The following is a 22,973-nucleotide window of genomic DNA, read 5'->3' on the forward strand; positions in this document are numbered from 1 at the left end:
CCCCCTCAGTGTCCGCCGATGTAGGCGAACTTGAACAGGAAAATCGCCGCGATCACCCAGACCATCGCATGCACTTCCCGTGCCCGGCCGGTGCAGAGCTTGAGCACCGCGTAGGTGATGAAGCCGAAGGCCAGGCCATTGGCGATCGAGTAGGTAAAGGGCATGGCCAGCGCGGTCACGGCCGCAGGGATCACCTCGGTGGTGTCTTCCCAGTCGAGCTCGACCAGGTCGCGCAGCATCAGGCAGCCCACGAAGAGCAGTGCCGGCGCGGTGGCATAGGCCGGCACCGAGCCCGCGAGCGGCGAGATCATCAGGCAGGCCAGGAACAGCCCCGCCACCACCACGGCCGTGAGGCCGGTGCGCCCGCCCGCCTGCACGCCGGCCGCGCTTTCCACGTACGCCGTGGTGCTCGAGGTGCCGAGCAGCGAGCCCGCGAAGATCGCGCCGCTGTCGGCCAGCAGCGCCTTGTTCATGCGCTCCATCTTGCCGGGCACCAGCAGGCCCGCGCGCTTGGCCACGCCCATCAGCGTGCCGGTGGCGTCGAACATCTCGACCAGGAAGAACACCAGCACCACGTTCAGGATGCCGCCCTTGAGCGCGCCCAGGATGTCGAGCTGCATGAAGGTGGGCGCGATCGAAGGCGGCGCATCGAACACGCCATGGAACTTGTTGCCGCCGAAGAAGAACGACAGCACCGTCACCAGCATGATGCCGATCAGGATGGCGCCGCGCACCTTGAGCCGGTCGAGCGTCACGATCACCAGGAAGCCCAGCGTCGCCAGCACCACCGGCGCCGAATGCAGGTCGCCCAGCGTGACGAAGGTGGCCGGCGAGGCCGCGACCACGCCCGCGCTCTTGAGCGCGATGAGCGCGAGGAACATGCCGATGCCCACGGTGATCGCCGTTCGCAGCGACTGCGGTATGCCCTGGATGAAAAGCTCCCGCAGCCCCGTGACCGTGACGATCAGGAACAGCGTCCCCGAGATGAACACCGCGCCCAGCGCCACCTGCCACGTATAGCCCATGCCCAGCACCACCACGTAGGCGAAGTAGGCGTTCAGCCCCATGCCCGGCGCCATGGCGATCGGGTAGTTGGCATACAGGCCCATGATCAGCGTGCCCAGTGCCGCGATCAGGCAGGTGGCCACGAAGACCGCGCCCTTGGGCATGCCCGCGTCACCGAGGATCGACGGGTTCACGAAGATGATGTAGGCCATCGTCAGGAAGGTGGTGAGCCCTGCGATGACCTCGGTGCGCACGGTGGTGTTGTGCTCGGTCAGCTTGAACATGCGTTCAAGCCAATTCGCGCCCTGCGGCGCGCGGCGCGCGGCTGTCCCCGAGGCGTGGGGATCGGTGACCTTGGGCACCTCTTCAAACCTGTTCATGTCGCTTGTCTCCAGCTGTTGTATGTGGCGGTTCGTTCAAACATGCCTCGGCCGCGACGCCGGCGCGGCCGAAGGACTCGTCAAGGCGGGTCGGGGGCCTCGGCCGCGACGGCCCGCGAGGCCGGCGTGGTGAAGGCGGGCCGCAGCGAGGCCGCCACGTCCTTGATGCATTCGCGCAGCCAGCGCGCGGAACTCGACGAATGGGTGCGCTCGTGCCAGAGCTGGTAGTACATGAGGCGCGGCAGCGCCACCGGGCATTCGAGGATCTTCACCGGCAGGCGCGTGGCGAAGCGCTCGCAGTACTGGCGCCCGGTGGTGAGCACCAGCAGGCTCGAGGCGACCATGTCCGGGATCAGGCTGAAGTGCGCGCAGCGCGCCGTGATGTTGCGCTGCCGGCCCAGCTCGTCGAGCATCTGGTCGATGATGCCGCGCCCGCCCGGGTGCATGGGCGTGGGCGCGATGTGCTCGGCCGCGAGCCAGGTCTCCAGGTCCCAGCCGCGGCGCACCGCCGGGTGGTCCTGGTTGACCAGCGACACCACCTCGTCGCCGAAGAGCCGCGCCATGTGCAGGTCTTCGGGGGGCTTCAGCCAGTTGCCGATCACCAGGTCGACCTGGCCCAGCGCCAGATGGCCGTGGTAGTCCGAATCGGGCGTGAGCGCATGGATCTCGATCTGGCACAGCGGCGCCTCGCGCTTCACGTGCGCCACCAGCATCGGCAGGAACAGCGGGTCCATGTAGTCGCTCGCGGCGATGCGGAAGGTGGTGGCCGCCGACTGCGGCTCGAAGCCGCGCGCATCGGAGAACAGCATCTCGGCCGCGCGCAGGATGCTCGCGGCCGGCTCGATCATCCGCAGCCCCGCATCGGTCGGCACCATGCCCGAGCCCGAGCGCACCAGCAGCGGATCGCCCGAGAGTTCGCGCAGGCGCTTCAGCGCGGCCGAGACGGCCGGCTGGTACATGCCCAGGCGGATGGCGGCGCGCGAGACGCTGCGGTCGGTCAGCACGGTGTGAAGCACCCTGATCAGATGAAGATCGATCTTGTCGAACAGCGCCTGGTCACGCATGGCGTCCCCCTCGGGCAGCGGGCCGCACCAGCGGCCCGGCACAGCCGGTTCCGCGGTGTTTCGCGAAGAGGACAAGGGCGTGGGGCATTGGGAGGACTTTGGACATGCGCCAAAGTCTACGAGTGGCTAGGCGGACTGGACGGCGGTGATGGCGCGAAGGATCGATTCGCTCGTGGCCGGCGCCTTCAGCGGTGGATCGACCCGGTGGCCGCCGGCCGCCGACACGGCGTCGCGGATCGCGAAGAACACCGAGAACGGCAGCAGCAGCGGCGGCTCGCCCACGGCCTTGCTGCGGTGGATCGAGTCCTCGAAGTTCTGGCCTTCGAACAGGCGCACGTTGAAGACGGGCGGGCAGTCGTTGGCCGTGGGAATCTTGTAGGTGCTCGGCGCGTGCGTGGTGAGCTTGCCGCTTTGCGGATGCCACACCAGCTCCTCGGTCGTGAGCCAGCCCATGCCCTGGATGAAGGCGCCTTCGACCTGGCCGATGTCCACGGCCGGGTTCAGCGACTTGCCGGCGTCGTGCAGGATGTCGGCGCGCAGGAGCTTCCATTCGCCGGTGAGCGTGTCAACGATCACCTCGCTCACCGCCGCACCGTAGGCGTAGTAGTAGAAGGGGCGGCCCTGCATCCTGTCCTTGTCCCAGCTGAGGCCCGGCGTGGCATAGAAGCCGTCGGACCAGAGCTGCTTGCGGTCGAGGTAGGCCTCGCCCACCACGGTGCTGAAGGCCAGCGAGCGGCCGTTGACCTCGACCTTGTCATTGGCGAAGCGCACCTCGCTGGCCTTGCCGCCGTGGCGCTCGGCCGCACTCTCGGCCAGGCGCTCGCGGATCTGGCGTGCCGCGTCCTGCGCGGCCTTGCCGTTCAGGTCGGCGCCGGTCGATGCGGCGGTGGCCGAGGTGTTCGCCACCTTGGTGGTGTCGGTCGCGGTGACGCGCACGCGCTCGAAGCTCACGCCCAGCTCGTGAGCCACCACCTGCGCCACCTTGGTGTTGAGGCCCTGCCCCATTTCGGTTCCGCCGTGGTTCACCAGGATCGAGCCGTCGGTGTACACATGCACCAGCGCGCCGGCCTGGTTGAAATGCTTGACGTTGAACGAGATGCCGAACTTGAGCGGCGCGAGCGCCAGGCCGCGCTTGAGCACCACGCTCTTCCGGTTGAAGGCCGCGATCTCTTCGCGCCGCGCACGGTAGCCGCTGCTGGCTTCGAGGTCGGCCACCAGTTCGTGGACGATGTTGTCGGTCACGGTCTGGCGGTACGGCGTGACGTTGTTCTGGTCCTTGCCGTAGAAGTTGACGCGTCGCACGTCGAGCGGATCGCGGCCCAGCGCGCGCGCCACCGAGTCCATGATGTTCTCGATGGCGATGGCGCCCTGCGGCCCGCCGAAGCCGCGGAACGCGGTGTTGCTCTGCGTGTTGGTCTTGCCCGAGAAGCCGTGCATGGCCACGTTGGGCAGCCAGTAGGCGTTGTCGAAGTGGCAGAGCGCGCGGGTCATGACGGGGCCCGAGAGGTCGGCCGAATGGCCGGCGCGCGAGACCATGGTGATCTCCGCGCCGAGGATGCGGCCCTCGCCGTCGTAGCCCACTTCATACTCGTACCAGAAGCAGTGGCGGCGGCCGGTGACCATGAAGTCGTCGTCGCGGTCGAGCCGGAGCTTGACCGGGCGCTGCAGCTGCCGTGCCGCGATGGCCGCCACGCAGGCGAACAGCGCCGACTGCGATTCCTTGCCGCCGAAGCCGCCGCCCATGCGTCGGCATTCCACGTGCACTTCGTTCGACTGCAAATGCAGCGCATGCGCCACCAGGTGCTGCATCTCGCTCGGATGCTGCGTCGAGCAGTGGATGTGCAGCGCGCCGCCTTCCTTCGGAATGGCGTAGCTGATCTGGCCTTCGAGGTAGAACTGCTCCTGCCCGCCCACGTCGAGCGTGGACTTGTGGCGGTGCGGCGCCTGCGCGATGGCGGCGCGCACGGCGGCCTCGTCGCCTTCGTTGGCGCTGCCGCCGCTGCGCACGATGTGCATCGGCGGCACCACGTACTGGCCGCGCGCATGCGCCTCCTGCGGCGTGAGCACGGGCGGCTGCGCCTCGATGGTCATCGCATCCTTGGCCTTGGAAGCGGCGCGGCGCGCGGCCTCGCGCGTCTCGGCGATCACCGCGAACACGGGCTGGCCGAGATAGCGGATCTGGCCGCCCTCGCTCACGGGCAGGAGGATCGGATCGTCGTGCACGATCGAGCCGCAGTCGTTGGTGCCCGGAATGTCGTCGGCCGTGAGCACCGCGACCACGCCGGGCATCGCACGGATGGCGTCGAGCGACAGCGCCGTGACGCGGCCGTTGGCGGCCGGCGACAAGCCCAGCGCGCAGTGCAGCGTGCCGGTGATCTCGGGAATGTCGTCGATGTAGGTCGCCTCGCCGGCCACGTGCAGGTGCGCCGACTCGTGCGGCCGGCTGATGCCGACACGCGCGCCAAGATCATGCGCGATCGCTTCGGCCACGGGGTCGATGCGCGCGGCGGTGTTCTTCAGGTAGTCGGCAAAGGCCTCGGCGGGCTGCAGCAGGCGGGCGTCGATGGGTTTGTTCATGGTCAAGCTCCTTCGGCCGCGGCTTTGACCGTGGCATGAGGCATCACGCTCCACACGCTGGTTTCTTCGAGGGACAGCGGGTCTTCGGCCCGGGTTTCGAGCCAGAGGCGCTGGATCAGGTTCTGCGCCACCTGCAGCCGGTAGTCGGCCGAGGCGCGCATGTCCGACAGCGGCTTGAAGTCCTGCGCCAGCGCGAGCTTTGCGGCGGCGACGCTGGCCTGCGTCCACGGCTTGCCGACGAGCGCGGCCTCGGCGTTCGCGGCGCGCTTGACGATGGCGGCCATGCCGCCGAAGGCGAGGCGCACGGCCTTCACGGTGTCGCTGCCCTGCTCCAGCTCGATCGCAAAGCCTGCGCACAGGGCCGAGATGTCGCAGTCGAAGCGCTTGCTGATCTTGTAGGCGCGCACCTGGCGGCGCATGGCCGCGAGCGGAACCGCCAGCCCCTGCACGAACTCGCCCGGCTGCAGCTGGTTCTTCATGTAGTCGATGTAGAAATCGGGCAGCGGCATGCGGCGCAGCACGTCGCCGCGGCGCAGCTCGATCTCGGCATCGAGCGACATCAGCACCGGCGGCGAATCGCCGATGGGCGAGCCGTTGGCCACGTTGCCGCCCATGGTTCCGGCATGGCGGATCGGCGGCGAGGCAAAGCGCAGCCACACGTCCGCGAGGCTCGGCACGCGCTGCACCAGGGCTTCGAAGGCGGCTTCGAGCGAGGCGCCGGCGCCGATGTAGAGCTCGCCGGCACGCGTTTCGATGGCCTTCATTTCGGCCACGTCGCCCACGTAGATGATGTCGCCGAGGTCGCGGAACTGCTTGTTGACCCAGAGGCCGACGTCGGTCGAGCCGGCCAGCAGCTGGGCGCGCGGCTTCTGCTCGCGCAATGCGGCGAGCTGGGCGATGGTTTTGGGGGCATGGAAGTGGTCGACGCGGGCGCCGAGCGGTGCCGCGTAGTCCAGGCCGTCGTTCTGCAAGGCGGCGAGCGCCGCCACCACGGGCTTCGTATCGAGCCGCACGGCCGGCAGGTCGAACATGCGCTGGCCCGCATCGAGGATCGGCCGGTAGCCGGTGCAGCGGCAAAGGTTACCCGACAGTTCGTCGGCCAGCTGCTGGCGCGTGGGCTGCGTGCCCTCGGCCTGGTGGTGCTCGTAGGCAGACCACAGCGACATCACGAAGCCCGGCGTGCAGAAGCCGCACTGCGAGCCATGGCAGTCGACCATCGCCTGCTGCACGGGGTGCAGCGTGTGGACGGCGTGCTTCTTGTCCTGCGGTTGGGCGGCCGCGCACTGCGCCTTCAGGTCTTCGACCGTGAACAGCGCCTTGCCGTGCAGCGTCGGCAGGAACTGGATGCAGGCGTTGACCGTCTGCAGTTGCAGCCCGCCGACCGTGCCCGGCGCGTTGGCGTCGCTGGCCAGTTCGCCGATCACCACGGTGCAGGCGCCGCAGTCGCCTTCGTTGCAGCCTTCCTTGGTGCCCGTGCAGTGTGCGTCCTCGCGCAGCCAGTCGAGCACCGAGCGGGTCGGATGGACGCCGCTGACGTCGACGATCCTGCCGCGGTGGAAGAAGCGGACGGGTTGCGTGCTGTTGTTGTTGCTGCTCTCTGTGCTCATGCTCTTTGGCCTCGTGGGCGGCCCGGTTTTCCCGGCCAAGCCTGGACGTTAGCCGCTTGTGCCCCCGCCCACATACCGCAGGAGCCATATTGCGTATGTGGACGCGGGTATGCGGCCTAGGGGGAAACCCTGGAGAGCGAGAGCAATTCCCGGGCCATGGGCGGGGCCGCGCGTGCGACTCGCGTCAGCGCACCAAGTCCCACCCCATCATCAGGGCGGCGAACCCCATCAGCGCCGTGCCGCCCCAGCCGAGCCATCGCGTGCGGCGCCCCGAGGTGAACACGCCCATCACCTTCTCGCGCGTCACCAGGACCATCATCGCGGCCATGATCGGCACCGCGACAACCCCGTTGATCACGGCACTCCAGTAGAGCGCCTTCATCGGGTCGATCGGCGTGAAGTCGAGCGCCGTTCCCACCAGCGTGGCCACGGCGATGATGCCGTAGAACTCCTTGGCCTCGCGCCAGTGCCGCTCCAGCCCTTCTTCCCAGCCGAAGGCCTCCGCCACCGCATAGGCGGCCGACGAGGCCAGCACCGGCACCGCCAGCAAACCGGTCGCGATGATGCCGCCCGCGAAGAGCCAGAACGCAAAGTCGCCCGCCAGCGGCCGCAGCGCCTCGGCCGCCTGCGCCGCCGAAGATACGTCGTGCACCCCCGCCGCGAACAGCACCGCCGCCCCCACCACCATCACGAAGAACGCGATCAGGTTCGAGAAGGTCATGCCCAGCCAGGTGTCGAGCCGCACGCGCCGCAGGTCGCGCCACACCTCCTGGTCGGTGCCGCGCCGCCCGCCCTTGAGCCGGAGCTCCTCGACTTCCTGCGAGGCCTGCCAGAAGAACAGGTACGGCGAGATGGTGGTGCCCAGCAGCGCCACGATCATCATCCAGTAGCTGCCGCTCCACTGCAGCCTGGGCACGACGAGGTCGTGCAGCACACGGCCCCATTCCACCTGCACAGCGAACACCGCCGCCACGTAGGCAAACAGCGTGAGCGTCAGCCACTTGAGGATGTGGGCCAGCTTGCGGTAGGGCACGAACACCTGCAGCAGCACCGTGACCACGCCGAACATCAGCGAAAGAAAATGCGCCCCGCCGCCCACCACCAGCTGCAGCGCCTCGCCCATGGCCGCGATGTCGGCCGCGATGTTGATGGTGTTGGCCACCACCAGCAGCGCCACCAGCACGAACAGAAAGCCCCGCGGCATGTGCTCGCGCAGGTTGGCCGCCACACCTTTGCCCGTGACCCGGCCGATGCGCGCCGACACCAGCTGGATCGCCACCATGAACGGCAGCGACAGGAACACCGTCCAGAGCAGGCCGGTGCCGAACTGGGCGCCCGCCTGGGTGTAGGTGGCGATGCCGGAGGGGTCGTCGTCGGCCGCACCGGTGACGACGCCAGGCCCAACGTGGCGCAGGAACGACGGAATACGTTTCTTCATGTGTGCCTCGATGGTGGCATGCCGAGCCTGACTGCCAGATGATCTTTCGCAGTCGCCCGCTAAAAAAACGCGCCGCTCCTGCGTCTTTCCTTCTTCGCTTATCCGACCCGCTCGGAAAACAGCGCCGTGATCACCTGGCGCAGCCAGCGGTTTGCCGGATCGGCCTCGAAGCGCTTGCTCCAATGCAGCGACACCGTGAAGTCGCGCAGCGGGAACGGCGGCTCGACGATGGCGTAGCCGCCCTCCTCGGCAAAGCCGCGCGCGATGTTGCGCGGCATCACCACCGCCAGGTCGGTGGCGCGCACGATGGCCGGCAGCACCATGAAGTGCTCGGTCGTCAGGCGCAGCCGGTCTTCGAGGTTCAGCAGCTGCAGGATGCGCAGCGTCTCGGCGTGCGTGCGCACTGCCACGTAGTCGAGCTCCTGCAGGGCCTCGAGCAGCGCCTGCCCGCTGCGGCGCCGCTTCACGAACGGGTGGCCCTTTCGCAGCAGCACGATGTAGCGGTCTTTCAGGAGCTGGGCGCGCTGCGTGTCCTTCACCTTGGGCAAAAAGCCGAAGGCGAAGTCGACCCGGCCGCTGTCGAGCGCGGTGGCGATGTCGCCGGTGGCCAGCGGCATGGTCTCGACGCGCACGCCCGGTGACAGCTCGCGCAGCCGCACCATCAGCGCCGGCAGGAAACGCCCCTCGCCGATGTCGCTCATGTGGATGCGAAACAGCTTGCGTGAGGCGGCCGGGTCGAAGCGCTCGGGCTCGGCCAGCGCCTGCTGCAGCATGGCCAGCGCCGCCTGCACCGGCACCGCCAGCCGCTCCGCCCGCGGCGTCGGCGCCACGCCGCCGGGGGTGCGCGTGAAGAGCGCATCGCCCAGCAGCAGGCGCAGCCGCGTGAGGCCATGGCTGGCCGCCGGCTGCGTCAGGCCCAGGGCCTCGGCCGCACGGCTCACGCTGCGGGCGCGGAAGACCGCATCGAAGAGCCGCAGCAGGTTGAGGTCGAGCTTCTCGATATGCATGGCGTTCATGTTGGATAGCTGGCTTATTTTATTGATGTATGGCGGCGCGCCGACCACACTGCGAGACCCCCCAAAAAAAAGAGACACGATGGAAGTTTCATTCAGCAAGGAAGTGGAGATGCTGCGCCTCGGCGCAGGCGACACCTTCCACGGCGAGGGCATCCTCGCGATCACCAAGGGCCTGCTGCAGTCGGGCGTGGCCTACGTCGGCGGCTACCAGGGCGCACCGGTGTCGCACCTGCTCGACGTGATGGTGCAGGGCAAGGCCTACATGGACGAATTGGGCGTGCACGTGGAGGCCTGCTCCAACGAGGCCTCGGCCGCGGCCATGCTCGGCGCCTCCATTCATTACCCGCTGCGCGGCGCGGTCACCTGGAAATCGATAGTCGGCACCAACGTGGCGGCCGATGCGCTGTCCAACCTGTCGTCGCCTGGCGTGACCGGCGGCGTGCTGGTGGTGGTGGGCGAGGACTACGGCGAAGGCGCCAGCGTGATCCAGGAGCGCACGCATGCCTATGCGCTCAAGTCGAGCATGTGCCTGCTCGACCCGCGGCCCGAGCTGGGCGTGATGGTGCGCATGGTGGAAGAAGGCTTCCGCCTTTCGGAGGCCTCCAACATGCCCTGTCTGATGGAACTGCGCATCCGCACCTGCCACGTGCGCGGCAGCTTCGAGTGCAAGGACAACATCGCGCCCGCCGTGTCGACCCGCGCGCTGATGAGCGAGCCCGCGGGCTTCGACTACATGCGGCTCGCGCATCCGCCCGTCACCTTCCGCCATGAAAAGCTCAAGGGCGACGAGCGCATTCCGGCCGCACGGCGCTACATCGTCGAACATGCGCTCAACGAGCTGATTCCGGGCCGCGCCCATGCCGACCTCGGCATCGTGGTGCAGGGCGGGCTCTACAACGCGCTGATCCGCAGCCTGCAGCAGCAGGGGCTGGCCGATGCCTTCGGCAGCACCGAGATCCCGATCCTGGTGCTCAACGTGACCTACCCGATGGTGCCCGAGCAGGTGGCCGACTTCTGCGTGGGCAAGCGCGCGGTGCTGGTGGTGGAAGAAGGCCAGCCCGAATACATCGAGCAGGACATCGCCACCTTGCTGCGCCGGCGCGACATCCAGACGCCGCTGCACGGCAAGGACATGCTGCCTTCGGCCGGCGAATACGGCGTCGAGGTGCTCGCGGGCGGCCTCGGCGCGTTCGCCGCGAAATACATCGAGGCCAGCGAGGCTTCATCTTCCGCGCAGGCCTGGCTGGCCGGCAACCGCGCGCGCCGCGAGGCCGTGGCGCGCCAGCTTGAGACGCTGCTGCCCAACCGGCCGCCGAGCTTCTGCATCGGCTGCCCCGAGCGCCCGGTGTTCTCGGCCCTGAAGCTCGCGCAGCAGGAGACGGGGCCGGTGCACATCGCGGCCGACATCGGCTGCCATGCCTTCGGCACCTTCGAGCCCTTCTCGATGGGGCATTCGATCCTGGGCTACGGCATGAGCCTGGCGAGCCGCGCGGGCGTGGCGCCGATGATGAACCGCCGCACCTTGTCGATCATGGGCGACGGCGGCTTCTGGCACAACGGCCTGCTCACGGGCGTGCAGAGCGCGCTCTTCAACGGCGACGACGCGGTACTGCTGATCTTCAAGAACGGCTACACCTCGGCCACCGGCACGCAGGACATCATCTCCACGCCCGACGACGAGATGAAGGAGCGCGCCGTCGACAAGCAGCAGAGCCTGGTCGACAAGAACCAGACCATCGAGGCCACGCTCAAGGGCCTGGGCGTGCAGTGGATGCGCACCGTGACCACCTACGACGTGGAGCGCATGCGCAAGACGCTGACCGAGGCGCTCACCAGCGACTTCAACGGCCTGAAGGTGGTGATTGCCGAGGGCGAATGCCAGCTCGAGCGCCAGCGCCGCATCAAGCCCTGGATTGCCGGCCTGCTTCAGCGCGGCGAACGCGTGGTGCGCGTGAAGTACGGCGTCGACGAGGACGTGTGCAACGGCGACCACGCCTGCATCCGCCTGTCGGGCTGCCCCACGCTCACGCTCAGGGACAACCCCGATCCGCTCAAGGTCGACCCGGTGGCCACCGTGATCGACGGCTGCGTGGGCTGCGGCCTGTGCGGCGAGAACGCGCATGCGGCCACGCTGTGCCCGAGCTTCTACCGCGCCGAGGTGGTGCAGAACCCCAAGTGGCACGAGCGCCTGCTGCACGCGCTGCGCGGCGCCATGGTGCGCGTGCTGCAACCCGCATGAGAGACGACATGGAACAGAACCGCCCCATCACCCTGCTCGTCTGCGCCCTTGGCGGCGAAGGCGGCGGCGTGCTCACCGAATGGCTGGTCGACATCGCCCGCCATGCCGGCTACGCCGCGCAGAGCACGTCGATTCCCGGCGTGGCGCAGCGCACCGGCGCCACCACCTACTACATCGAGGTGTTCCCGGTGCCGCTCGCGCAGCTGGCCGGCCGGCGCCCGGTGTTCAGCCTGAGCCCGGTGCCGGGCGCGCTCGACGCCATCGTGTCGTCGGAGCTGCTCGAGACCGCGCGCCAGATCGGCAACGGCATGAGCGCGCCGCTGCGCACGCTGGTCATCAGCTCGTCGGCGCGCATCTTCACCACCGCCGAGCGCATGCAGCCCGGCGATGGCCGCGCCGATGCGCAGCGCCTGCTCGACGTTGTGAAAGCCTTCAGCCGCGAACACCATGTGTTCGACATGAACGCCGTGGCGCGCGAGACCGGCACGGTGGTCAGCGCGGTGATGCTCGGCGCCATCGCGGGCAGCGGCCTGTTTCCGTTCCCGCGCGAGGCCTATGAACACGTGGTGCGCGGCGGCGACGCCCGCGCGCCCGAGAAGCTCGGCAGGATGGCTGCAGCCAGCCTGCGCGGCTTCGCGGCGGGCTTCGAGGCCGTGGGCACGCCGCGCGCGCAGGCCGCCTTCGTGAGCAGCGTGCTGGCCGCCGACACGCGCGACGCGCCGCCACCGCCGCGCGCATTGCCGGACGAACTGGCGCGGCGCTTTCCGCCCGCCGTGCACGACATGCTTGCGCTCGGCCATGCGCGCGTGCTCGACTACCAGGACGCTGCCTACGCCGCGCTCTATGCCGAGCGGCTGGGCCGGCTGCTCGATGCCGAGCGCGCCGCCGACCCGGCCGGCGCACAGGGCTTTGCCATCACCCGCGCAGCCGCGCGCTGGCTCGCGCTGTGGATGGCCTTCGACGACATCGTGCGCGTGGCCGCGCTCAAGGGCCGCGCCAGCCGCGCACAGCGCGTGCGGCAGGAGGTGCGCGCGGCCGACGAAGACATCGTGAAGGTCTACGACCACTTCAAGCCCGGCGCGGCCGAGTTCGCCGCGCTGCTGCCGCCGGGCCTGGCGCGCCGCGTCACCGCATGGGACCGCGGCCGGCAGGCGCGCGGCCTCGCGCCCTGGGCACTGCCGTTGAAGGTGGGCAGCCACTCGGTGCTCGGCATGGCCTCGCTGCGCCTCTTGTCTTCGCTGAAGTGGCTGCGCCGCCGCGGCCATCGCTTTGCCGAGGAACAGGCGCTGATCGAGCGCTGGCTCGCGGCGGTGGAGGCCGGCACGCGCGAAGCCTGGGTGCTGGGCCATGAGCTGGCGCTGTGCGGACGGCTCATCAAGGGCTATGGCAGCACCAACGAGCGCGGCAAGGAAAACCTGCTGCACGTGATCGGCGAACTCGCAGGCCGTGCAACGCTCGCCGCGCCGGCACGCGCCGAGGCGATTGCCGCAGCGCGCGAAGCAGCCCTGGCCGACGAGGGCGGCAAGGCGCTCGACGCCGCGCTGGTGCGCCACGGTGCCGCACCGCGGCCGGTGCAGGCGCAGCCTATCCGCTGGATGAGGCGGCCGCCGTCCACCGCCGGCCAACCCTGATTCCACGACAAACAACCCAGGAGACACCACCCATGCCCCACCACGCCCTTCCCTGGCGGCGACGCCTGCTGCTCACCGCCGCCTGCGCGCTGCTGGCCTGTGCGCAAGCACCGGCACATGCCGACACATGGCCCGCCAAGCCGATCAAGGTGGTCGTCAACTTTCCGCCCGGCGGCGCCGCCGACCAGATCGCGCGCGCGGTCTCGCAGCCGCTGCAGGAGGCGCTCAAGCAGCCGGTGGTGATCGAGAACCGCGCGGGCGCCAACGGCAACGTCGGCGGCGAGGCGGTGGCGCGCGCACCGGCCGACGGCTACACGCTGCTCATGAGTTCGGGCGGCATGGTGTCGGTGAACCCGCATCTGTATTCGCGCATGAGCTTCGATCCCGCGAAGGACCTGGTGCCGGTGGCGGCGGCCGCGCGCGTACTGGTGTTCCTGGTGACCAGGCCCGCGCTGCCGCCCACCAACATCCGGGAGTTCATCGCGTACCTCAAGGCCAGCCCGGGCAAGCTGTCGTACGGCTCGCCGGGCAACGGCAGCTCACCGCACCTGGCGGGCGAGATGTTCAAGAGCCAGGCCGGCGTCTTCGCGCTGCACGTGCCCTACCGCGGCGCGGCGCCCGCGCTGCAGGACCTGCTGGCGGGCCAGATCGACTATGCGTTCGACCCGGGCATCGGCCTGCAGCAGGTGCGCGCGGGCAAGCTCCGGCTGCTGGCGGTGGGCAGCCCGCACCGCTCGCCGCAGTTCCCCGACGTGCCCACGCTCGACGAGGCCGGACTGCGCGGCTTCGACGCCGACACCGTGTTCGGCTTCTATGCGCCCGCAGGCACGCCGCCGGAGGTGGTGGCACAACTCAACGCGCAGATCAACCGCGCGCTCGCACTGCCGGCCGTGAAGGAACGCATCGCCTCGCTTGGCGGCGAAGCATTGCCGGGCTCGCCGGCCGATTTCCAGCGGCGCGCGGCGGCCGATTCGCAGCGCTTCGGCGCGCTGATCCGCGACCGCAAGATCGTCGCGGATTGAGCGCGCGCATCGCCCCCCGTGGCCGCCGACGGCGAGAATGAACCGATGAGCAGCAACAGCAAAGAGATCACCTACACCGCACGCGTCGAGTTCGGCGACTGCGACCCGGCCGGCATCGTCTGGTTCCCCAACTTCTTCCGCTGGATCGATGCGGCCTCGCGCCAATTCTTCGCCGAATGCGGCGTGCCGCGCTGGGAAGAAACGGCGCAGACGCTGGGCGTGATCGGCACGCCGCTGGTCGACACGCACACGCGCTTCGTCAAGGCCGCGAGCTACGGCGACACGCTGCAGATCGCGGTGCGCATCACCGAATGGCGCGACAAGAGCTTCGTGCAGACCTACCGCGTGCTGCGCGGCGACGAACTGATCCTCGAATGCGAGGAGGTGCGCATCTTCGCGGCGAAGCGCGAAGGCGGCGGCATCCGCGCGGTGCCCATTCCACCCGCGATCCGCGCGCTCTGCGACGAGGCCGCATCTTAGAATGGCCCGATGAACTGGCGCACTCTTCTTCCATTCGCTCTGCTCGCCACCGGCTGCTCGACGCTCCCCAACGAAGTGGTGCCCGTGCGCGAAGGCGTGCTGCGCGCTCCCACGTACACGCAGGCGGCCGACCATTGCAGCGCCAAGGGCCAGGCGCCGCGCTGGCTCGGCAAGGCGCCAGCGGAGGCCGGCGTGCTGTTCCAGTGCTACTGAGCCTGGCCGCCGCGCGGCAACGACCCGCCCGCGCCACAGGACATTGCCAAAAAGGTTGACGCTCTTTGTGATGCGGTGCAACAATCCCGCATCTTTACTTCGGAGCCCCGTGCGTGGACAGTGCCAGTTGGATCAGTGACAAGACGCGTGCCTCCTCGGCAGGCGTGACACATCCGGCCCTCTAGCGCAGGCTCTTTTGCGCTGCGGCCGCCGTGCACGCAGCCTGACCCGTTCGCCATTCCAGGCCAGCGGTTCTCCCTTCCGAATCCCGCCATTCTTCGTCACTGACTTTTTCAGTCAGCTTGCGTGTGTCCGTGCACGAGGCCCTTCATCGCGAAGGAGCCTTGCCATGCGTCAATTCCAGTCTCGCCAGCAGCACCTGCAGCAGCAACACCAGCCGGTGCAGGAATCCGCTCGCGCGTCTGCGCATGCGCCGACGCGTGCGGTCACGGCGCAGGACATCGACAACGAAATGCTGGACCGCGCCGCCGCGCTCTGGACCACGCGGCGCATCCGCAGCTTCTTCCTGCTGCTCGAGCGGCCGCCACGCGCCGGCCAGCGCTGACGCGCCGCACCGCCCCCACCGCCGGACACGCAAGAAACAAGGAGGCCTGATGGATCCCGCTTCTCGTTGGCGCCCTTGTGCGCCCCCCTCACCCGCCCGATCGACCACACCGAAATGCAGCGCGCCGCGCCGCCAGGGGATTCCCACGCCTGATTGACGCGGGAGGTTCTTCCCTTCGCGGCCGGCGCCGTGAAGGAATACAAAATGAAGAACGTCCTGAAGTCCCTTTTCGAGAGCTTCCTGCGCAGCCGCCGCATGCTGCACCACTTCGAGCGCTGGCAGACGCTGCTGGGCTCGAAGCCCGCAGGCACGGCTTCGGCGGCCATGCCGCCCGACATCGCCAGGGCACTGTCCGCCGCATCGCGTGCCGATGCCGGCGCCATGCTGGCCAGCCTGCACAGCTCGCCGCAAGGCCTGGCCGAAGACGAGGCGCAGGCGCTGCGCAAGCAGTTCGGCGGCAACGAGGTGCGCCACGAGCAGCCGCTGCCGTGGTGGACGCACCTGTGGCAGTGCTACCGCAATCCGTTCAACCTGCTGCTGACGGTGCTGGCGCTGGTCTCCTACGTGACCGAGGACATGAAGGCCGCGCTCGTGATCGGCAGCATGGTGGTGCTGTCGACGGTGCTGCGCTTCGTGCAGGAATCGCGCTCAGGCAAGGCTGCGGAGCGGCTCAAGGCGATGGTGAGCAACACCGCCACCGTGCTGCGGCCCGCGCCCGCCGAAGGCGCCGGCGCCCCGCATGCGGAGGCGGTGCGCGCCGAGGTGCCGATGCGCGAACTGGTGCCGGGCGACGTGATCGCGCTCTCGGCCGGCGACATGATCCCGGCCGACTGCCGGCTGCTCGCCGCCAAGGACCTGTTCATCAGCCAGTCCGCGCTGACCGGCGAAGCGATGCCCGTGGAGAAATTCAGCGCCGACCGCAGCAGCGATGAAGCCGGCGTGCTCGAGCGCGACAACCTGCTCTTCATGGGCACCAGCGTGGTCAGCGGCAGCGCCACCGCGCTCATCGTGCACACCGGCAACCGCACCTTCTTCGGCGCACTGGCGCAGCGCGTGACCGCCGTCGACCAGGGCACCAGCGCGTTCCAGGCCGGCATCAACCGCGTGAGCTGGGTGCTGATCCGCTTCATGCTGGTGATGGCGCCGCTGGTGCTGGTGATCAATGGCGTGGCCAAGGGCGACTGGTGGGAGGCGGCGCTGTTCGCGCTGTCGATCGCGGTCGGCCTCACGCCCGAGATGCTGCCGATGATCGTGACCGCCACGCTGGCCAAGGGCGCGGTCGTGATGTCGCGCCGGAAGGTGATCGTGAAGCGGCTGGAAGCCATCCACAACTTCGGCGCCATGGACGTGCTGTGCACCGACAAGACCGGCACGCTGACGCAGGACCACATCGTGCTGGAGCGCCACACCAACGCCTGGGGCGAAGCCTCGGACCACGTGCTGCAGATGGCCTACCTGAACAGCTTCCACCAGACGGGCCTGAAGAACCTGCTCGACAAGGCCGTGCTGAGCCACGCCGAGATGCAGCTGGAAACGCGGCTGCAGACGGCCTGGCGCAAGATCGACGAGGTGCCCTTCGACTTCGCGCGCCGCCGCATGTCGGTGGTGGTGGAGAACGGCGGCAGCGAGCACCTGCTGATCTGCAAGGGCGCGCTGGAAGAGATTCTCTCGGCCTGCGCCTCGGTCGAGCGCGGCGACGAGGTGCTGCCGCTCGATGCAGATGTTCTTGCACGCATCCACGCCATCGCGTCGGAGCTCAACACCCAGGGCCTGCGCGTGGTGGCCGTGGCCAGCCGCGTGCTGGCCGCCGGGGCGCAAAGGCCTGCCGAGGTCGCCTATGGCGTGGCCGACGAAACGGCGCTCACGCTGCTGGGCTACGTCGCGTTTCTCGATCCGCCGAAGGAATCGACCGCGCCCGCGCTGCGCGCGCTGGCCGCGCACGGCGTGGCGGTAAAGGTGCTGACGGGCGACAACGAGCTGGTCGCGCGCAAGGTCTGCGGCGACGTCGGCATCGAGGCCGGCCGCGTGGTGCTGGGGCGCGAGATCGAGGCGCTGGACGACGCCGGTCTGCGCGCGCTGGCCGAGCAGCACCAGGTGTTCGCCAAGCTCACGCCTGCGCACAAGGAACGCATCGTGCGTGCGCTGCATGCGAACGGGCATGTGGTGGGCTTCATGGGCGACGGCATCAACGACGCGCCCGCGCTGCGTGCGGCCGACATCGGCATCTCGGTGGACGGCGCAGTGGACGTGGCCAAGGAGTCGGCGGACATCATCCTGCTCGAGAAGAGCCTCATGGTGCTGGAGCAGGGCGTGGTGGAAGGCCGCCGCACCTTTGCCAACATGCTGAAGTACATCAAGCTGACCGCGAGCTCGAATTTCGGCAACGTGTTCTCGGTGCTGGTGGCCAGCGCGTTCCTGCCCTTCCTGCCGATGCTGCCGCTGCATCTGCTGGTGCAGAACCTGCTGTACGACGTGTCGCAGATCGCGATTCCGTTCGACAACGTCGACGCCGAATTCCTGCAAAAGCCGCAGCGCTGGAACCCGGCCGACCTGGGCCGCTTCATGCTGTTCTTCGGGCCGCTGAGCTCGGTGTTCGACATCCTGACCTACGCGGTGATGTGGTTCGCGTTCTCGGCCAACACGGTGGCGCACCAGGCGCTGTTCCAGTCGGGCTGGTTCGTCGAGGGCCTGCTGTCGCAGACGCTGGTCGTGCACCTGATCCGCACGCGCAAGATCCCGTTCCTGCAAAGCCGCGCGGCCTGGCCGCTGCTGGCAATGGGCGCAGCGATTGCCGCGGCGGGCATCTGGCTGCCGATGGGGCGGCTCGCGCACTACTTCCGGCTGCAGGCGCTTCCGCTGGCCTACTTTCCGTGGCTGGCGGCGATGCTGGCGGGGTATGCGACGCTCACGCAGGCGGTCAAGGGATGGTATGCGCGGCGGTTCGGGTGGCAGTGATGTTTTGGCGCTGCTGTTCGGGGGCGCGTGCACAGGCCACCGGGTACTCCCCTCCGCGAATGTCCCCCGGGGCTACGCCCCTCCTCCTTTATTTCGCTGCGGGGAGCACCCGATGCCCTGTGCACCGGGGCATGCCGCTGATGCAACACTGATCAACGACCGTTGCGCATTGCGCTCACGTCGATGGGGTGCCTTGCGCGGCGAAATCAAGGAGGAGGCCGCAGGCCGGGGGACATTCGCTTCGCCGCGTACCCCGTCGGCGGGAACGCCGCCCTGAACGGCAGCGCAAAAAAAGGCGGCACCGCCGAAGCGATGCCGCCTTTCCAAGAGAACCCAAGCGGACTGAGCGAACCGCTTAGATGCTCATGATCGAAACAGCCTTGGTGTTCAGGTAGGCCTCGAGCGCCTCCGGGCCGCCTTCCGAGCCGTAGCCCGAATCCTTCACGCCGCCGAACGGCATTTCGGGCGAGGGCGCGGCGGGCTGGTTGATCCACAGCATGCCGAGCTCGAGCTTCTGGCTCAGCAGGTGCGCGTTCTTGATCGACTTGGTGAAGGCATAGCCGGCCAGGCCGAATGGCAGGCGGTTGGCTTCGGCGATGGCTTCCTCGAGCGTGTCGAAGCCGCGGATCGCCGCGATGGGGCCGAAGGGCTCGTTGTTGAACACGTCGGCATCGAGCGGCACGTCGGTCAGCACGGTAGGTGCGAAGAAGTTGCCCGTGTCGCCGACGCGTTCGCCGCCGGCTGCCACGGTGGCGCCCTTCTTGCGCGCATCTTCCAGCACGTGGGCCATGGCCGTGAGGCGGCGCGCGTTGGCGAGCGGGCCGAGGGTCGTGCCCTCGGCCAGGCCGTCGCCGAGCTTCAGGCCTTCGGTGTACTTGACCAGCGTGCGGGCGAATTCCTCGCGCAGGCTGTTGTGCACCAGGAAGCGGGTGGGCGAGATGCAGACCTGGCCCGCATTGCGGAACTTGGCGGCGCCCGCGGCCTTCACGGCCAGCGCCACGTCGGCGTCCTCGGCCACGATGACCGGCGCGTGGCCGCCCAGCTCCATGGTGACGCGCTTCATGTGCGAGCCGGCCAGTGCGGCCAGCTGCTTGCCGACCGGCGTGGAACCCGTGAAGGTGACCTTGCGGATGATCGGATGCGAGATCAGGTAGTTCGAGATTTCGGCCGGGTTGCCGAACACCAGGCCCACGGTGCCGGGCGGAATGCCGGCATCGACGAAAGCCTGCAGCAGCGCGGCGGGCGAAGCCGGGGTTTCTTCGGGCGCCTTCACCAGGAACGAGCAGCCGGTGGCCAGCGCGGCGCCGAGCTTGCGCACGATCTGGTTGATGGGGAAGTTCCAGGGCGTGAACGCGGCGACCGGGCCCAGCGGCTCCTTGATCACCAGCTGCTGCGCATTCAGGTTGCGCGAAGGCACGATGCGGCCGTAGACGCGGCGGCCTTCGTCGGCGAACCATTCGATGATGTCGGCGGCGGCCAGCGTCTCGCCCTTGGCCTCGGCCAGCGGCTTGCCCTGCTCCTGCGTCAGCAGCTTGGCGATCTCGGGGGCGCGCTCGCGGATCAGGCCGGCCGCGCGGCGCATGACGGCGGCGCGCTCGTTGGCGGGCGTGTTGCGCCAGGTTTCGAAGCCGCGCTGGGCGGCGGCCAGGGCGCGGTCGAGGTCGGCGATGCTGGCATGCGCCACCTTGCCGATGGCCTTGCCGGTGGCCGGGTTCACGACGTCCAGCGTCTTGCCGCCGGTGGCGTCGACCCATTCGTTGTCGATCAGCAGGCGGGTGTCGGTGTAGGTGGCGGTCATGGCGAACTTTTCCTTCGAGGACTGGATGATGAAAAGGGGAAATCTGGGTGCGCGGCGCGGCACCCGGAAGGTGCGCTTGCGACAGCGGCGGCAAATTGCCGCCGGGTGCATAGATTAACCCGAGTTCGCGAAGCCCGCCGGAGCCGGGAAACCGGCCCCTTTTTCCGTTACAGCCGCTACAGGATCAGCAGCGCGCGAAAGTCGTTCACGTTGGTGTTCGTGGGGCCGGTCACGAACAGGTCGCCGATGGCGTCGAAGTAGCCGTAGGCGTCATTGCGGTCCAGGTGGTCCGACAGCTTCTTTCCGGCGGCCGTGGCGCGCGCCAGCGTGTCGGGCGTGACGAAGGCGCCGGCGTTGTCTTCCACGCCGTCAATGCCGTCGGTGTCGGCGGCCAGCGCCCAGACCTGCGGCTGGCCCATCAGCGCGCCGGCCAGGCCCATGCACAGTTCGCCGGCGCGCCCGCCGCGGCCCTTGGCCTGGCCGGGCTGGCGCGGGCGGATCGTGACGGTGGTCTCGCCGCCCGAGAGAATGACGCAGGGCCGTGCGAACGGCTGGCCGCGGTGCGCCACGGCGCGCGCCAGCGCCGCATGCACCTTGCCGACCTCGCGCGATTCGCCTTCGATCTCGTCGCTGAGGATATGGGCCTCGATGCCGGCCTCGCGTGCCGCCTTGGCGGCCGCTTCGAGCGACTGCTGCGGCGTGGCGGTCAGGTGGACTTCATGCCCCTTGAAGACCGCGTCCTCCGGCTTCGGCGTTTCGAGCTCGCCGCTCTCGAGCCGCGCGCGCACCGGCGCCGGCAGCTCGATGCCGTAGCGGTCGAGGATGGCGAGCGCGTCGGCGCAGGTGGTGGCATCGGGCACCGTGGGGCCGCTCGCGATGACCGCCGGGTCGTCGCCCGGCACGTCGCTGATGGTGAGCGTCACCACGCGCGCCGGCGCACAGGCCGCGGCCAGACGGCCGCCCTTGATGCGCGACAGGTGCTTGCGCACGCAATTCATCTCGCCGATGCCGGCGCCGCTGTCGAGCAGCTGCTTGTTGATGCGCTGCTTGTCGGCCAGCGTGAGGCCCTCGGCCGGCAGCACCAGCAGTGACGAGCCGCCGCCCGAGATCAGGCACAGCACGAGATCGTCGGCCGTGAGGCCCTGCGCGAGCGCGAGGATGCGCTCGGCCGCCTGCTGGCCGGCCGCGTCGGGCACGGGGTGCGCGGCCTCGACGAGCTCGATGCGCTGCGGCACGCCTTCGGGGCGCGGCGGGATGTGGTCGTAGCGGGTGACGACCAGGCCCGACAGCGGCGCGTCGGCCGGCCACAGGGCTTCGAGCGCCTGCACCATCGAGCCGCCCGCCTTGCCGGCGCCCAGCACCAGCGTGCGGCCCTTGGGCGGCCTGGGCAGATGGGCGCCCAATGTGGACAGCGGCAGCGCGCGGTCCACCGCCACGCGGTAGAGATGTTCGAGGAAGGCGCGCGGGGCCTCGCGCGGATCGGGGGTGGGCACTGAGGACGGGTTCGATGCGGTCATGGCTTGCTTTGTCTCCAACCGGCAATTGTGCGGGGAACGGCGCCCCCCGCTCCTGACTCCGGTCTAGTTCGTTTTCGCGCCGGCCTGGAACCAGCGGCCGACCAGCGCGCGTTCTTCGTCGGTGATGCCGGTCGCGTTGTTCATCGGCATGATCTTCGTCACCACCACCTGCTGGTAGATGGCCTGCGCATGTGCTGCCACCTGCTCGGGCGAATCGACGCGCACGTTCTTCATCTGCACGGCCTCGCCGTGGCACATGAAGCAGCGCTGCTCGAGCACCTTCTGCACGTCCTTGAACGCCACGGCGGGCGCCGCTGCCGAGGCGACGGGCGCGGCCGCCGGCTCGGGCTTCATCCAGACGATGGTGAGCCCCAGCACCACGATGCCGATCAGCGCATAGGGCAGCGGATTGCCCGCGTTGCCAAGCTTGAAGCGGTGCCGCACCACGAAGAACTGCCGGATCGCCGCGCCGCCCAGCATGATCAGCAGCAGCACGATCCAGTTGTACTTGTGGGTGTAGGTGAAGCTGTAGTGGTTGCTGAGCATCGCGAACAGCACCGGCAGCGTGAAGTACGTGTTGTGCACGCTGCGCTGCTTGCCGCGCTGGCCGTGCACCGGATCGACCGGCCGGCCTTCACGCAGGGCCTGCACGTTCTTGCGCTGGCCCGGAATGATCCAGAAGAACACGTTGCCGCTCATCGTGGTGGCCATCATCGCGCCCACCAGCAGGAAGGCCGCGCGGCCCGCGAACCACTGGCAGGCCAGCCAGGTCGCGAACACGATGAAGAGCGCGATCAGCACGCCGACGATGGTGTCGCCGTTCTTGCGGCGGCCGAAGATCTGGCAGATGCCGTCGTAGACCATCCAGAACACCACGAAGAAGGCCAGCGCCACGCCGATGGCGGCGCCGGGCTGCCAGTCCATCTTCGACTTGTCGATCAGGTAGGTGCTCGCGTTCCACAGGTACGACATGGTGAACAGCGCAAAGCCCGTGAGCCAGGTGCTGTAGCTCTCCCAGTACGACCAGTGCAGGTGGTCCGGCAGCCTCTTGGGCGCCAGCGCGTACTTCTGCATGTTGTAGAAGCCGCCGCCGTGCACGGCCCACTGCTCCCCGCCCACGCCCTTGTCGAGCGACTCGGCGTCCTGCGGCTTCTCGAGGCTGTTGTCCAGCATCACGAAGTAGAAGGAAGCGCCGATCCAGGCGATGGCGGTGATGACGTGGACCCAGCGCAGCAGCAGGTTGGCCCAGTCGAGGTAATAGCTTTCCATGTGGTGCTCTCTCTCAACCCCTTCGGCGCGTGGGAACGCCGCGAAGGGGTTTCTTCAGCCTGCTCACCACTGCGGGCGCTGTAAGCAGAGAAAGTGCCGCGAACGCAGGCTCCATGAAAAGATGGGCCTCGCTCCGCTGCGGCTTGTTGTGGACCGAAAGTGTATACAGTTTTGGCAAGTGGCGGGTGGCTTTTTTG

At 68.8% G+C, this 22,973-nt stretch carries 16 protein-coding genes; 7 read left to right on the plus strand and 9 right to left on the minus strand.

Features of this window, described 5'->3' with window-relative positions:
• Positions 1-5: 5 nt before the first annotated feature.
• The 6 genes from FB547_RS20210 to FB547_RS20235 all read right to left on the minus strand — a co-directional run bounded on the left by FB547_RS20210 (position 6) and on the right by FB547_RS20235 (position 9,087).
• Entirely contained in the window at positions 6-1,289 is a 1,284-nt protein-coding gene (locus tag FB547_RS20210; protein ID WP_186454216.1) for an NCS2 family permease, read from the minus strand.
• Positions 1,290-1,465: 176 nt separating this feature from the next.
• Positions 1,466-2,449, minus strand: coding sequence for a LysR family transcriptional regulator (locus tag FB547_RS20215; RefSeq protein ID WP_145745328.1), 984 nt, complete (start codon positions 2,447-2,449; stop codon positions 1,466-1,468).
• Between the two features lie 126 nt (positions 2,450-2,575).
• Positions 2,576-5,026, minus strand: coding sequence for a xanthine dehydrogenase molybdopterin binding subunit (xdhB, locus tag FB547_RS20220; protein WP_145745330.1), 2,451 nt, complete (start codon positions 5,024-5,026; stop codon positions 2,576-2,578).
• 2 nt (positions 5,027-5,028) lie between these two features.
• On the minus strand, positions 5,029-6,633 hold the full coding sequence (gene xdhA / locus FB547_RS20225) for a xanthine dehydrogenase small subunit (RefSeq protein ID WP_145745332.1): 1,605 nt from the start codon (positions 6,631-6,633) through the stop codon (positions 5,029-5,031).
• A 184-nt stretch (positions 6,634-6,817) separates the two neighbouring features.
• Positions 6,818-8,071, minus strand: coding sequence for an Nramp family divalent metal transporter (locus FB547_RS20230; protein ID WP_145745334.1), 1,254 nt, complete (start codon positions 8,069-8,071; stop codon positions 6,818-6,820).
• A 98-nt stretch (positions 8,072-8,169) separates the two neighbouring features.
• Positions 8,170-9,087 carry a LysR family transcriptional regulator gene (locus FB547_RS20235; RefSeq protein WP_145745335.1) on the minus strand — a complete coding sequence of 306 codons (918 nt, stop codon included), beginning with the start codon at positions 9,085-9,087 and terminating at the stop codon, positions 8,170-8,172.
• A 79-nt stretch (positions 9,088-9,166) separates the two neighbouring features.
• On the opposite strand from FB547_RS20235, the gene FB547_RS20240 reads away from it, so the two are divergent.
• The 7 genes from FB547_RS20240 to mgtA all read left to right on the plus strand — a co-directional run bounded on the left by FB547_RS20240 (position 9,167) and on the right by mgtA (position 18,192).
• Complete coding sequence (locus FB547_RS20240; RefSeq protein WP_145745337.1) at positions 9,167-11,326, plus strand: indolepyruvate ferredoxin oxidoreductase subunit alpha; 2,160 nt, start codon at positions 9,167-9,169, stop codon at positions 11,324-11,326.
• An 8-nt stretch (positions 11,327-11,334) separates the two neighbouring features.
• Positions 11,335-12,957 carry an indolepyruvate oxidoreductase subunit beta family protein gene (locus FB547_RS20245; RefSeq protein ID WP_145745339.1) on the plus strand — a complete coding sequence of 541 codons (1,623 nt, stop codon included), beginning with the start codon at positions 11,335-11,337 and terminating at the stop codon, positions 12,955-12,957.
• 32 nt (positions 12,958-12,989) lie between these two features.
• Positions 12,990-13,979 carry a Bug family tripartite tricarboxylate transporter substrate binding protein gene (locus FB547_RS20250; RefSeq protein ID WP_145745341.1) on the plus strand — a complete coding sequence of 330 codons (990 nt, stop codon included), beginning with the start codon at positions 12,990-12,992 and terminating at the stop codon, positions 13,977-13,979.
• Between the two features lie 45 nt (positions 13,980-14,024).
• Entirely contained in the window at positions 14,025-14,459 is a 435-nt protein-coding gene (locus FB547_RS20255; protein WP_145745342.1) for an acyl-CoA thioesterase, read from the plus strand.
• A gap of 9 nt (positions 14,460-14,468) precedes the next feature.
• The gene (locus FB547_RS20260; RefSeq protein WP_145745344.1) at positions 14,469-14,672 is read left to right on the plus strand and encodes a hypothetical protein; all 204 of its coding nucleotides are present in this window, start codon (positions 14,469-14,471) and stop codon (positions 14,670-14,672) included.
• 349 nt (positions 14,673-15,021) lie between these two features.
• A complete protein-coding gene (locus tag FB547_RS20265; RefSeq protein WP_145745346.1) occupies positions 15,022-15,237 on the plus strand; it encodes a hypothetical protein in 216 nt (71 codons plus the stop codon).
• A 204-nt stretch (positions 15,238-15,441) separates the two neighbouring features.
• Complete coding sequence (gene mgtA, locus FB547_RS20270) at positions 15,442-18,192, plus strand: magnesium-translocating P-type ATPase (RefSeq protein WP_145745348.1); 2,751 nt, start codon at positions 15,442-15,444, stop codon at positions 18,190-18,192.
• Between the two features lie 355 nt (positions 18,193-18,547).
• Here mgtA and FB547_RS20275 read toward each other — a convergent pair whose 3' ends face one another.
• The 3 genes from FB547_RS20275 to FB547_RS20285 all read right to left on the minus strand — a co-directional run bounded on the left by FB547_RS20275 (position 18,548) and on the right by FB547_RS20285 (position 22,776).
• On the minus strand, positions 18,548-19,990 hold the full coding sequence (locus FB547_RS20275) for an NAD-dependent succinate-semialdehyde dehydrogenase (protein WP_145745350.1): 1,443 nt from the start codon (positions 19,988-19,990) through the stop codon (positions 18,548-18,550).
• Positions 19,991-20,166: 176 nt separating this feature from the next.
• Positions 20,167-21,507 carry a glycerate kinase gene (locus FB547_RS20280; protein ID WP_145745352.1) on the minus strand — a complete coding sequence of 447 codons (1,341 nt, stop codon included), beginning with the start codon at positions 21,505-21,507 and terminating at the stop codon, positions 20,167-20,169.
• A 63-nt stretch (positions 21,508-21,570) separates the two neighbouring features.
• Positions 21,571-22,776: a urate hydroxylase PuuD gene (locus tag FB547_RS20285; protein WP_145745354.1), complete on the minus strand. Its 1,206-nt coding sequence runs from the start codon at positions 22,774-22,776 to the stop codon at positions 21,571-21,573.
• Positions 22,777-22,973: the final 197 nt, after the last annotated feature.

The sequence above is a fragment of the Variovorax beijingensis genome, from assembly GCF_007828835.1.
GTDB lineage: Bacteria > Pseudomonadota > Gammaproteobacteria > Burkholderiales > Burkholderiaceae_C > Variovorax > Variovorax beijingensis_A.